Annotated in this window: 12 protein-coding genes; 6 read left to right on the forward strand and 6 right to left on the reverse strand. The window is 62.5% G+C overall.

Features of this window, described 5'->3' with window-relative positions; translation table 11 throughout:
- Positions 1 to 10: 10 nt before the first annotated feature.
- The 4 genes from N2A41_RS31320 to N2A41_RS31335 all read right to left on the reverse strand — a co-directional run bounded on the left by N2A41_RS31320 (position 11) and on the right by N2A41_RS31335 (position 3,456).
- Entirely contained in the window at positions 11 to 697 is a 687-nt protein-coding gene (locus tag N2A41_RS31320) for a GXGXG domain-containing protein (RefSeq protein WP_260111871.1), read from the reverse strand.
- A 38-nt stretch (positions 698 to 735) separates the two neighbouring features.
- Entirely contained in the window at positions 736 to 1,644 is a 909-nt protein-coding gene (locus N2A41_RS31325) for a class II glutamine amidotransferase (RefSeq protein ID WP_170278951.1), read from the reverse strand.
- Between the two features lie 89 nt (positions 1,645 to 1,733).
- Positions 1,734 to 2,417, reverse strand: coding sequence for a helix-turn-helix domain-containing protein (locus tag N2A41_RS31330; RefSeq protein ID WP_162115110.1), 684 nt, complete (start codon positions 2,415 to 2,417; stop codon positions 1,734 to 1,736).
- 79 nt (positions 2,418 to 2,496) lie between these two features.
- Positions 2,497 to 3,456 carry a GlxA family transcriptional regulator gene (locus tag N2A41_RS31335; protein WP_260111872.1) on the reverse strand — a complete coding sequence of 320 codons (960 nt, stop codon included), beginning with the start codon at positions 3,454 to 3,456 and terminating at the stop codon, positions 2,497 to 2,499.
- Between the two features lie 87 nt (positions 3,457 to 3,543).
- Here N2A41_RS31335 and N2A41_RS31340 point away from each other — a divergent pair, with 87 nt between their 5' ends.
- The 4 genes from N2A41_RS31340 to N2A41_RS31355 are packed head-to-tail and all read left to right on the forward strand — an operon-like array spanning position 3,544 to position 8,580.
- The gene (locus tag N2A41_RS31340) at positions 3,544 to 4,794 is read left to right on the forward strand and encodes a sarcosine oxidase subunit beta family protein (RefSeq protein WP_260111873.1); all 1,251 of its coding nucleotides are present in this window, start codon (positions 3,544 to 3,546) and stop codon (positions 4,792 to 4,794) included.
- Positions 4,795 to 4,806: 12 nt separating this feature from the next.
- Positions 4,807 to 5,088, forward strand: coding sequence for a sarcosine oxidase subunit delta (locus N2A41_RS31345; RefSeq protein ID WP_162115113.1), 282 nt, complete (start codon positions 4,807 to 4,809; stop codon positions 5,086 to 5,088).
- Positions 5,085 to 8,042: a sarcosine oxidase subunit alpha family protein gene (locus N2A41_RS31350; protein ID WP_260111874.1), complete on the forward strand. Its 2,958-nt coding sequence runs from the start codon at positions 5,085 to 5,087 to the stop codon at positions 8,040 to 8,042. Before N2A41_RS31345 ends, N2A41_RS31350 begins: the two co-directional genes overlap by 4 nt.
- On the forward strand, positions 8,035 to 8,580 hold the full coding sequence (locus tag N2A41_RS31355; protein WP_162115115.1) for a sarcosine oxidase subunit gamma: 546 nt from the start codon (positions 8,035 to 8,037) through the stop codon (positions 8,578 to 8,580). The genes N2A41_RS31350 and N2A41_RS31355 overlap by 8 nt, the downstream gene beginning before the upstream one ends.
- A 23-nt stretch (positions 8,581 to 8,603) precedes the next feature.
- Here N2A41_RS31355 and N2A41_RS31360 read toward each other — a convergent pair whose 3' ends face one another.
- Together N2A41_RS31360 and N2A41_RS31365 are read right to left on the reverse strand one after the other, a co-directional pair.
- On the reverse strand, positions 8,604 to 9,746 hold the full coding sequence (locus tag N2A41_RS31360; RefSeq protein WP_032985809.1) for a CpaF family protein: 1,143 nt from the start codon (positions 9,744 to 9,746) through the stop codon (positions 8,604 to 8,606).
- On the reverse strand, positions 9,746 to 9,868 hold the full coding sequence (locus tag N2A41_RS31365) for a hypothetical protein (protein WP_260060310.1): 123 nt from the start codon (positions 9,866 to 9,868) through the stop codon (positions 9,746 to 9,748). Before N2A41_RS31365 ends, N2A41_RS31360 begins: the two co-directional genes overlap by 1 nt.
- A 517-nt stretch (positions 9,869 to 10,385) precedes the next feature.
- Here N2A41_RS31365 and N2A41_RS31370 point away from each other — a divergent pair.
- Positions 10,386 to 10,589: a hypothetical protein gene (locus N2A41_RS31370; protein ID WP_018246152.1), complete on the forward strand. Its 204-nt coding sequence runs from the start codon at positions 10,386 to 10,388 to the stop codon at positions 10,587 to 10,589.
- Between the two features lie 13 nt (positions 10,590 to 10,602).
- Complete coding sequence (locus N2A41_RS31375) at positions 10,603 to 11,166, forward strand: A24 family peptidase (protein WP_162115116.1); 564 nt, start codon at positions 10,603 to 10,605, stop codon at positions 11,164 to 11,166.
- Positions 11,167 to 11,169 lie beyond the last annotated feature (3 nt).

Consider the following 11,169-nt stretch of genomic DNA (forward strand, 5'->3'; position numbering starts at 1 on the left):
GTCCCTCGCCTTAATACGCGTCGGCGTTGTCGATTTTGAAGTTGTACAGCTTGCGGGCGGAGCCGTAGCGCTTGAATTCCTCGGGCCTCACTTCGGTCACGCCCGCCTTTTCGAGAAGTTCGGCGAGCTTCGTCAGATGCTCGGGACGCAGCTCCTTTTCGATGCAATCGGCACCCAGGCTCTTGACCGAACCGCGCACGAAGAGCTTTGCCTCGTAGAGCGAATCCCCAAGCGCATCGCCGGCATCGCCGAGTACCACGAGGTGGCCGGACTGGCCCATGAAGGCGGACATGTGGCCGATATTGCCATGAACGACGATGTCGATGCCTTTCATCGAGATGCCGCAGCGCGATGCCGCATTGCCCTTGATGACAAGCAGGCCGCCGCGGCCGGTTGCGCCGGCATACTGGCTGGCATCGCCCTCGATGACGACGGTTCCAGACATCATGTTTTCCGCAACGCCCGGACCTGCCGAACCGTGAACGGTGACGGTCCCGCCATCATTCATCCCGGCGCAGTAATAGCCGACGGACCCCTTCACATCGACCGTCACGGGCGCATCGATGCCGACGGCAACCGAATGGCTGCCGCGCGGATTGACGACTTCGAAGGAAAGATCGTTCGAACCGTTCTGGATGTTGTGCAGGGCGCTGTTGAGTTCACGCAACGGCGTAGTGGCAAGATCAATGACAGGCATGTTTCGATAACCCTTGGAGAATAGGCATGAGGCGCTGGTCAAGCGACCTTCTGGTGATCCCAGAAATAAACCGTTGCAGGCTCCGGCTCCCAGACCCGGGCGTTCTCGATGCCGGGTAGGTTGACCAGCGCCCGGTATTCCGAACCGAAGGCGACATACTGGTCCGTTTCGGCCATGACGGCGGGCTTGCAGGCAATCGCATCGCGCACGACGCCGAAGCCGGATTTCGTGCCGACGACGAAGGTGAAGAAGCCGTCGAGGTCATCCACCGCGCCTTCCAGCGCCTGGCCGAGATTCTTGCCCTTGGCCATCTCGGCCGTCAGATAGGCGGCGGCGACCTCGGTGTCGTTTTCCGTTTCGAAGGTCATGCCTTCGCGCTTCAGTTCGCGGCGGAGATTGTTGTGGTTGGACAGCGAGCCATTATGCACCAGGCATTGGTCGGAGCCGGTGGAGAAAGGATGGGCGCCGAGCGTCGTGACGGCTGATTCCGTCGCCATGCGGGTATGGCCGATGCCGTGGGTGCCGGCCATTGAATTGACCGCGAAGCGCGAGACGACATCCTTCGGCAGACCCGTTTCCTTATAGATCTCGATGGCGTCGCCGCTGCTCATGATGCGAACGTTCGGACGCAATTCCGAAACGGCTGCCTTGCCCGTTTCGAGCAGGTCCCTCGCAAGCGTGATGACGGCATGCGTGCTCTTCACCTGGACGGCGACCGATGCGCCAACCGCCTGGCCGAGCTCGGCCTCGAGGCCGGCGAAATCCTTCTTCGGATTGGACGACTGGATGGTGATCTTGCCGCTGTTGCCGCTGGCGTCGCCATAGATCGCAATACCGGCGCTGTCCGGCCCCCGATCCGTCATCGTCACCAGCATGGAGGACAGCAATGCCCCGAGCTCCGGTTCGAGACTTTTATCCTTGAGGAAGAGACCCACAATTCCGCACATGACCAGACCTCCGTTCGTGTTGAAAAAAGGACTAGCAGGTCTATTTTGAGTTTTCAACTGGGAAGAAAGATTTTTTCCTTTTAGGCAAGTCAGCTTTTCGAGCTCTGCTGTGGATAGCTGATGATCGAGAGGTATTTGCTCGGTAGTTTCACCAGTTGCTCCGGCCCATGCGGCGCATCGGCGTCGAAGAACAGGCTATCGCCGGGCTGCATCTGAAAAAGCTGGTCGCCGTGGCGGTAAACGACTTCGCCCTCAAGCATATAGAGAAATTCCATCCCCTCGTGCTGGAAGGTCGGGAAGATGTCGGAGTCAGTCGTCAGGGTGATGAGGTAAGGCTCGACGATGACGCCGCTGGTATTGTTGTCGATATGGCCGAGCAGATTATATTGGTGGCCGGCGCGCGTGCCGCGCCGTTCGAGCTCGATGCCCTGGCCTGCCTTGACGAAGACGGCGTTGCGCGGTTCCTCGAAACGGCGGAAGAAGGCCGTCAGCGGCACGCCGAGCGCCCGCGACAGCGATTGCAGCGTCGTCAGCGACGGCGAGATGTTGCCGTTCTCGATCTTCGAGAGCATGCCGAGCGAAATGCCGGTCGCTGCCGCCAGATCGGTCACGGTAATGCCGAGTTTCTTGCGGTAGGCGCGCACCTCATGGCCGATCGCCATTTCGAGGTTGTTTTCCTTCGGCTCGCGAACGGCGTGCGGGTCCTGGGAAAAGGGAGCGCGTCCGCCAAGCGCCTGTTCCGGTTGCTCTGCCGCTTCACGCTTGGATTTCATAGGTTTTCCCCTGCCGCCTTCTCTTTTGTTCAAGGCAACCCTATCGCCATAGTGAAAATTCCTCAACCGTGAAGAAAACCTATTCCCGCCGCGCCGCGCGCGGAGCGATGCCGTAGAGGGCACGGAACATCCGGGAAAAATGGCTCAGGCTGGAAAAGCCGGTGGCCACCGCGATTTCCGAGACGGAAAGCGGGCTCTGCTTCAGCAGCCGATGGGCATGCTGCAGCCTGATCCTGCGGTACTGCTTGAGGAAGGTACTGCCGAGGTGAGCCGAAAAGAGCCGGTCGAGATGGCGGGTGGTGACGCCGGCAATGCGCGCCATGGCGGCGCGCTCGAGCGGCATCTCGATCGTCTCCTCCATCCGTTCGAGAACGCTGAGCAGGCCGGGATGATAGACGCCATAGCGCTGCGCCAGCGAGGCGCGCTGCGGGGCTGCAGGCTCGTTGACCTCGGTATGAAGATACCAGTCGCTGACGCGGCGGGCGAAATCCGGCCCCATGCGCTCGGCGATCAGCACATGCATCATGTCGAGCGGTGCGATGCCGCCGCCACAGGTAATCCGGTTGCCGTCGATCAGGAAGCGCGCCTGGCGCGGCGTGAGATCCGGGAAGGCTTCGAGAAGGGCGGCCGCATGCTCCCAATGGATGGTGAAGTCGCGACCGCCAAGCAGTCCGGCGGCCGCCATCAGATAGGGACCGCCCGAGATGCCGCCGATCCTCACACCTTCGCGCGACAGCTGCCTCAAGCAGGACAGCACGCCGGGATAGCGCCAGTCGCGGGGCAAACCGCCGGCGCAGACGAAGGCCGTGCCGAGCCCCGAGCCCCTGACAGGGAGAGGTTCGGCGGGGACGCTGACGCCCGAGGAGGAGAGTGCCGCTGCGCCATCCGGTGAGAAGATCTGCAGCCGATAGATCTCACGTCCGGCCAGAAGATTTGCCGCCCTGAGCGGCTCCGTCGCCGAGGCATAGGACATCAGCGCAAATCCCGGGATGAGGATAAAGCCGATCGTCTGCACATTTCTGCTATCAAGCGAGGACATGTCTCTTTCTTAGCCAATCATGTCCCTTTAGTGCAAGTCCGCCCTCCCCTTTCTGGCATCATGCAGCTGTTCTTTCCGGGGTGACCCATGCGCTATTCCGCTCTTTCGATTTTCCTCAACGGCCTTCGCGGCAACAAAAGCTGGTTGCCTGCCTGGCGCGACCCGGCGCCGAAGCCGCATTACGACGTCATCATCGTCGGTGGCGGCGGCCATGGTCTTGCCACCGCCTATTATCTTGCCAAGGAATTCGGCGTCACCAATGTCGCCGTCCTCGAAAAGGGCTATCTCGGCTCCGGCAATATCGGCAGGAACACGACGATCATCCGCTCGAACTACCTGTTGCCGGGCAATAATCCCTTCTACGAGCTGTCGATGAAGCTCTGGGAAGGGCTGGAGCAGGACTTCAACTTCAACGCCATGGTCTCGCAGCGCGGCGTGCTCAACCTCTTCCATTCCGACGCCCAGCGCGACGCTTATACGCGCCGCGGCAACGCCATGCGGCTGCACGGCGTCGACGCCGAGCTTCTCGACCGGCAGGCGGTGCGCAAGAAATTGCCCTTCCTCGACTTCGACAATGCCCGTTTCCCCATCATGGGCGGCCTGTTCCAGCCGCGCGGCGGCACGGTGCGCCATGATGCGGTCGCCTGGGGTTATGCGCGCGGCGCAGACAGCCGCGGTGTCGACATCATTACCCAGTGCGAGGTGACCGGCATCCGCAGCGAAAACGGTCAGGTGACCGGCGTCGAGACCAGCAAGGGGTTCATCGGCTGCGGCAAGCTGGCGCTGGCGGCCGCCGGCAATTCCACCGTCGTCGCCGATATGGCCGGCCTGCGGCTGCCGATCGAAAGCCATGTGCTGCAGGCCTTCGTTTCCGAAGGACTGAAGCCGTTTATCGACACGGTCGTCACCTTTGGCGCCGGGCATTTCTACGCGTCCCAGTCTGACAAGGGCGGCCTGGTCTTCGGCGGCGATATTGACGGCTACAATTCCTATGCCCAGCGCGGCAATCTCGCTTCGGTCGAGCACGTCGCGGAAGCCGGGCTGGCGCTGATCCCGTCGCTGTCGCGCGTGCGTTATCTGCGCTCCTGGGGCGGCGTCATGGATATGAGCATGGACGGCTCGCCGATCATCGACCGCACCCATATCGACAATCTCTATCTCAACGCCGGCTGGTGTTACGGCGGCTTCAAGGCCACGCCGGCCTCCGGCTTCTGCTACGCCCATCTGATCGCCCGCAATACGCCGCATCAGACCGCCCGCGCCTTCCGGCTCGACCGCTTCGCGCGCGGCTATCCGATCGACGAAAAGGGCGTCGGCGCCCAGCCCAACCTGCACTGAGGACATTTGACGATGGCAAGCCTGATTTCCTGTCCCCATTGCGGCGCCCGACCGAAGGAGGAATTTTCGATCCGCGGCGATGCGGGCCTTATCAGGCCGGCGCCGGATGCCGGTGCGGATGCCTGGTTCGATTATGTCTATCTGCGCGACAATCCGCGCGGCCGGCACAGTGAATACTGGCACCATTCCTCCGGATGCCGGCGCTGGCTGATCGTCGAACGTGATACCGTCACCCATGCGGTCCACGGCGTCAGGGACGCCGCCCTTTCCAAGCTCGGCGGAGAACCGGCATGACGAGCTTCCGTCTTTCCTCCGGCGGCCGCATCGACCGCACGACTTCGCTCGGTTTCACCTTTGACGGCAGGCCGCTCGAAGGCCATCCGGGCGACACACTCGCCTCGGCGCTGCTTGCCAACGGCGTCCAGCTCGTCGGCCGCAGCTTCAAATATCATCGCCCGCGCGGCATCCTGACGGCGGGGGCTGCCGAACCGAACGCGCTGGTGACGACAGGCAACGGCGGGCGCACCGAGCCGAATACACGCGCGACGATGATCGAGCTTTACCAGGGGCTGACGGCAAGGAGCCAGAATCGCTGGCCTTCGCTCGGCTTCGATGTCGGCGCGGTCAACGGGCTGCTGGCGCCCTTCCTCAGCGCCGGTTTCTACTACAAGACCTTCATGTGGCCGGCGGCCCTCTGGGAAAAGCTCTACGAGCCGGTGATCCGCAAGGCGGCAGGCCTCGGCAGAGCATCCTATGAGGCTGATCCCGATTCCTACGAGAAATGCTGGGCGCATTGCGATCTGCTGGTGATCGGCGCCGGCCCGACCGGTCTTGCCGCAGCGTTGACCGCCGGCCGTGCCGGGGCGCGCGTCATCCTCGCCGACGAGGGATCCGACCTGGGCGGCAGTCTGCTTTCCGACAGCGGCACCATCGACGGCCAGCCGGCGGGCGCGCTTCTCGGTGAGTTGCTTGCCGAACTGGAGGGACTTCCGAATGTGCGGCGTCTGCCGCGCATGACGGTGTTCGGCTGGTACGACGACAATGTCTTCGGCGCCGTCGAACGGGTGCAGAAGCATGTGGCGATGCCCGATCCGGAACGCCCGGTCGAACGATTGTGGCGCATCGTCGCCCGCCAGGCGATCCTTGCGACCGGCGCCGAGGAGCGTCCGCTCGTCTTCGGCGGCAACGATATTCCCGGTGTGATGATGGCAGGCGCGATGCGCAGCTATCTCACTCGACAAGCGGTCGCGCCCGGCAGAAGCACTGTCATCTTCACCACCAACGATGCCGGATATCGCACCGCCGCCGATCTCGAGGCCGCCGGCCTCACGGTCGCGGCGATCGTCGACAGCCGCGGGGATGGAGGTGGGAGTTGGCAGGGCCGCGCCGAAGTGCTGGAGGGCGCCAGGGTCATCGATGCATTTGGCGGCGAGCGCCTGCGCGGCGTCACCATCAAGACCGCAGACGGCACCCGCCGGATCGAAGCGGATGCGCTTGCCATGTCGGGCGGCTGGAGCCCGATCATTCATCTTGCCTGCCATCGCGGTGCAAAACCGCAATGGTCGCACGAGGCCTCGACGTTTCTGGCGCCTGTCCAGCAGGAAGGCCTTGCCGTTGCCGGCTCGGCCGCCGGCATGGCGCAAACCGCGACCTGCCTCGGCGATGGCGCGGAAAAGGCAGCTGCCGCGTTGAAGGCGATCGGTTTCGCAGCGGCAGAGCCGGCCTTTGCCGCCGCTTCCGAGACGGCCGCACAGGCAAAGCCGCTCTGGTCGGTGAAGGGTTCGAAGGGCAAGGCTTTCGTCGATTATCAGAACGACGTGCATCTCAAGGATCTGGGCCTCGCCGTCCGCGAAGGCTACGGCCATGTCGAGCTCGCCAAACGTTACACCACATCAGGCATGGCGACCGACCAGGGCAAGCTTTCCAACATCAACGCCATCGGCATCCTTGCCGAGGCGCGCCGCGTGTCGCCCGCCGAAGTGGGAACGACGACCTTCCGGCCCTTCTATACACCGGTTTCCTTCGGCGCCTTGACCGGGGCATCGCGCGGCAAACATTTCCAGCCGGCCCGCAAATCGCCGTTGCATGGCTGGGCCGAGAAGAACGGCGCGGTCTTCGTCGAAACCGGCCTTTGGTATCGCTCCTCCTGGTTCCCGCGCGCCGGCGAGACGACATGGCGCGAAAGCGTCGACCGCGAGGTGCTGAACATCAGGAAGAACGCCGGCCTCTGCGACGTCTCGACCCTCGGCAAGATCGAAATCTTTGGCAAGGATGCCGCGATCTTCCTCGATCGCATCTATTGCAACGGCTTCGCCAAGCTTGCTGTGGGCAAGGCGCGTTACGGCATCATGCTGCGTGAGGATGGCTTCATCTATGATGACGGCACTACCAGCCGGTTCAGTGACAACCATTTCTTCATGACGACGACGACGGCGCTTGCAGCCGGCGTGCTGACCCATCTGGAATTCTGCGCCCAGACGCTGTGGCCGGAGCTCGACGTCTGCTTCGCCTCCTCGACCGATCAATGGGCGCAAATGGCCGTTGCCGGGCCGAAGTCGCGCCCCATTCTTCAGGAGATCGTCGACGAGGACCTGTCGGATGCGGCTTTCCCCTTCATGAGTGCCCGCAAGGTCACCCTCTTCGGCGGCCGCCTCGAAGGCCGGCTCTTCCGGATCTCCTTCTCCGGCGAACTCGCCTACGAGCTGGCAGTACCGGCCGGTTACGGCGAAGGCGTTGCCGATGCGATCATGGTATCAGGGGAGAAGCACGGCATCTGCGCCTATGGCGCCGAAGCGCTCGGCGTCATGCGCATCGAGAAGGGTCATGTCACCCATGCAGAGATCAACGGTACGGTGACGCCTGGCGATCTCGGTTTCGGCCGCATGGTCTCATCAACCAAGCCGGACTTCATCGGAAAGGCAATGCTGGCGCGCCAAGGGCTGCAGGATCCCGAGCGGCCGCGCCTCGTCGGCGTCAAGCCGCTTAATCCGGCAAGCGGCTTCCGCACCGGCTCGCATATTCTTGCCGACGGCGTTGCGGCGACGCTCGAAAACGACCAGGGCTACGTCACCTCAAGTGCCTTTTCGCCGACACTCGGCCATACGATCGGCCTGGCGCTCGTCCGGCGTGGGCCGGAACGCATCGGTGAAAGGGTGACGGTCTGGAACGGCCTGCGCAACGAATTCACCGATGCGGTGCTCTGCCATCCCGTCTTCATCGATCCCGAAAACGAGAAGCTCCATGCGTGATCTTCCGCAACACAAACCGGTTCTGGCCGGCATGGTTTATAACGGCATCTCAGGGGCGGGCCTTCGGCTTGAAGCCTTGCCGGAGGGCCATCTCCTGCATGTGCTCGGCGCAATCGAACCATCAGCGCTCACCGCGGAATTGGTGAAAGCGGGCTTTGCGAAAAGTTCGATCCGCCAGGCGGGTTTCCGGCAATGGTTCGTCGCCGGTGACGAGCCGCTCGTGCCCGCCAGCCTCCATGCTCTCGCGGCAGCGCTTGCGGGAAGGTCCTTCGTCATGGACCAGAGCCACGGCCGCGTGCGTATCGGCGTTTCCGGCCGTTCTTCGCGCGCACTTCTGTCACGAGGCACAGCCGTCGATCTCGATCCTTCCGTCTTTCCGGAAGGCCATTCTGTGCTGACGATGGTCGGTCATCTCTCCGTGCAGATCGTCCGCACCGGCGATGACAGCTTCGAACTCACGGTCCTGCGCAGTTTTGCCGAAAGCCTCTGGGACGATCTCGCGCATATGGCGGCGAGCGCGGAAAAGGACGGCGTCTAACAGAGGAGGGTCTGGGATCGTTATTAAGCTGTATGCAGCGCGGCGGCTCCGACCCATTCGGGGCGCTCCGCACCTTGCAGCTCTTCCAGCGCATCGGCGGCGAAGCTCGGCACGACACCCGTCCACAGCAGTGCGCCGTCGGGATTGGAATGACCGTCGCCCTCGAGCTTGTAGATGCTTTCGACGATATACTGGCCGTCATTGTTCAGGCCCTTGATCTCGGAAATCTCGATCACGCGGCGCCGGCCGGTGCGCTTGAAGCGGGCGATCTGCACGACGACATCGACCGCCGAGGCGATCTGGGCGCGCAGGGGCCGAAGCGGCATGTCGATATCAGACATCAGCGCCAGCGTTTCCAGCCGGTGTAGGGAGTCATAGGGGGTGTTCGCGTGCACCGTCGAAAGGCTGCCGCTGTGGCCTGATGTCATCGCCTGGATCATATCGAGCGCCTCGCCGCCGCGGCACTCGCCGACGATGATCCGGTCGGGCCGCATGCGCAGCGACGAGCGGAACAGGTCGCGGATGCTGGCGCCGCCGCGACCGAAACGGTCGGGCTTGGTCACTTCGAGATAGACCACGTGTTCCTTGCGGATCTGCAGTTCGGACGTGTCCTCGATGACGATGACGCGCTCGTGGTCGGCAAAGGCTTCCGACAGCGCGTTCAGCATCGTCGTCTTGCCGGTGCCGGTGCCGCCGGAGATGATGACGTTCTTCTGCAGCCCGACGGCCGCCTGCAGCAGCGACAGCGATTCCTCCGTCAGGCTGCCCTGGGTGACGAGGTCGCGGATGCTGCGATGTTCTTTCAGGAAGCGGCGAATGGAGATGCAGAGCCCGGTGCGGGCGGCCGGCGGCTGGATCATCTGCACGCGCGAACCATCCGGCAGGCGCGCCTCGATGCTCGGCTCCTCGGGGGTCAGTCGCTTGCCTGAGAATTGCGCGATGCTGCGCGCGGCCGATTCCAGATCTTCGCGACTGGCAAAACGCGTATCGGCGCGTTCGAGCTTGCCTCGCCTTTCGACGAAGATGTCGGATGTCCCGTTGATCAGGATTTCGGACACGCTCGGATCGTCGAGGAGAAAACGGATCGGCCCGAGCAGCTTGTCCAGCGCCCGGGTCAGGACCTGGAAGGTTGCCTGTTCGGCAGCGTCGTCGGAAACGGCCTTCATCAGAGCGGCATCCCGACCAGGACCGTGCTCATGCCGAACAGTGTCGCCATCATCTGGACCGCGGTCGGAAAGAACATCATCAGTGGAATGAGGACCAATCCAAGTATTAAGATGCTGCTCATCGTTTCCATCGTTCTCTCTCCGGATCGACTGGCGGGCGACATCCGCCATTTTCCGAAAGCTTAATCCAGATCGCCAAACAACGCCATGGCCGGGCCCCGCGGAGGCAGTCATTATGATCGCCATATGCTGTTTCTTCTATCGCTTTGAAAGAATTGACCAATTATGGAGCAGTAGACGAGGCCTCGCCAGGTTGGCAAAAACTTCGGCCACGCAGCTAAAATCTTAGCCCGTTCAAGCGGTTAGTTGAAAAAATATGACGTCAACTGCGATTGTGCCGGCGATGCCTCCAAGACAATTGGAACCCTTCGTTTCGTTTGCTTGACGGAGGGCTGGCCTTGGGCGCACTCTTGGGTCTTAATGGTGTTGTTCAACAAACGTTGGCAGCCGGGGAAGATAAGCTGAAGCAGAAAATATCGTTGGATCGAGCAACATGCTCGTTCGGATCGATGGCGTATGCTTGGTTCATCTTCATCAGGGCTTCGAACCGAAACAAACCTGGGAATGAGGAGTAATCACATGTTTGGTAAACTCAAGACTCTCGCAATTGCACTTCACAAGGACGAGCGTGGCGACATGGCCCAGATCGTCCTGGCCGTCGCCCTGATCGTCATTCCGCTGATGCTGCTTCTGCTCGCATTCGGTAAGCAGATCGGCGAATGGTTCAATGAAAAGAACACGGCGCTCTCGGATGCCGAGAGAATTCCTGAGCCGGGTCAATAAGCGGGTCGGGATCATGGATACGACCTATGATCTGACCCTGATGCCTGCGGCGGCGGCTCTTGCCGTCGCCTGCACCATGACCGCGGCGGTGCTCGACCATCGCCACGGTCATATCCCGAACGCCGTCACCTATCCCTGCCTGCTTGCCGGGTTCATGTTGGCGGCAGTCAGCGGCGGTCTCGCAGGAACAGGGCTTGCCTTCGCAGGCCTCCTTGCAGCCGGCCTGATCTTTCTCATCGCCTTCGCAGCCGGAAGCTGCGGCGGCGGCGACGTCAAGCTGATGGCGGCGCTCGGCGCCATTCTCGGCCTCTGGCCCGCCATCGACGTCACCCTTGCATCGCTCATGGTCGGCGGCGTGATTGCCGTTTTCTCCATGGCGCGGCGTGTTCAGTGGAGCGTGCTGGCGCGAACGGTCGGACTGTTTGCGCTTCTCCTGCCCGCCGGTTTCCGCGACGCCGCTTCCGTGCTGAAGCCGCGCGAGACACATCATACCGTGCGCTTCGGCGTTGCCGCTGCTCTCGGACTTCTCTGGTGCCTTTCCATGCCTGATTTCACCCCTCTTTCACTCGTGAGGTAACGG

Origin of the sequence: Rhizobium sp. SRDI969 (assembly GCF_025152725.1) — a bacterium.
Lineage (GTDB): Bacteria > Pseudomonadota > Alphaproteobacteria > Rhizobiales > Rhizobiaceae > Rhizobium > Rhizobium leguminosarum_I.

What these genes read in the sequence shown, in the direction of transcription:
- N2A41_RS31320 (WP_260111871.1), bottom strand. Translation starts at nt 697, where the DNA reads ATGCCTGTCATTGATCTTGCCACTACGCCGTTGCGTGAACTCAACAGC.
- N2A41_RS31325 (WP_170278951.1), bottom strand. Translation starts at nt 1,644, where the DNA reads ATGTGCGGAATTGTGGGTCTCTTCCTCAAGGATAAAAGTCTCGAACCG.
- N2A41_RS31330 (WP_162115110.1), bottom strand. Translation starts at nt 2,417, where the DNA reads ATGAAATCCAAGCGTGAAGCGGCAGAGCAACCGGAACAGGCGCTTGGC.
- N2A41_RS31335 (WP_260111872.1), bottom strand. Translation starts at nt 3,456, where the DNA reads ATGTCCTCGCTTGATAGCAGAAATGTGCAGACGATCGGCTTTATCCTC.
- N2A41_RS31340 (WP_260111873.1), top strand. Translation starts at nt 3,544, where the DNA reads ATGCGCTATTCCGCTCTTTCGATTTTCCTCAACGGCCTTCGCGGCAAC.
- N2A41_RS31345 (WP_162115113.1), top strand. Translation starts at nt 4,807, where the DNA reads ATGGCAAGCCTGATTTCCTGTCCCCATTGCGGCGCCCGACCGAAGGAG.
- N2A41_RS31350 (WP_260111874.1), top strand. Translation starts at nt 5,085, where the DNA reads ATGACGAGCTTCCGTCTTTCCTCCGGCGGCCGCATCGACCGCACGACT.
- N2A41_RS31355 (WP_162115115.1), top strand. Translation starts at nt 8,035, where the DNA reads ATGCGTGATCTTCCGCAACACAAACCGGTTCTGGCCGGCATGGTTTAT.
- N2A41_RS31360 (WP_032985809.1), bottom strand. Translation starts at nt 9,746, where the DNA reads ATGAAGGCCGTTTCCGACGACGCTGCCGAACAGGCAACCTTCCAGGTC.
- N2A41_RS31365 (WP_260060310.1), bottom strand. Translation starts at nt 9,868, where the DNA reads ATGAGCAGCATCTTAATACTTGGATTGGTCCTCATTCCACTGATGATG.
- N2A41_RS31370 (WP_018246152.1), top strand. Translation starts at nt 10,386, where the DNA reads ATGTTTGGTAAACTCAAGACTCTCGCAATTGCACTTCACAAGGACGAG.
- N2A41_RS31375 (WP_162115116.1), top strand. Translation starts at nt 10,603, where the DNA reads ATGGATACGACCTATGATCTGACCCTGATGCCTGCGGCGGCGGCTCTT.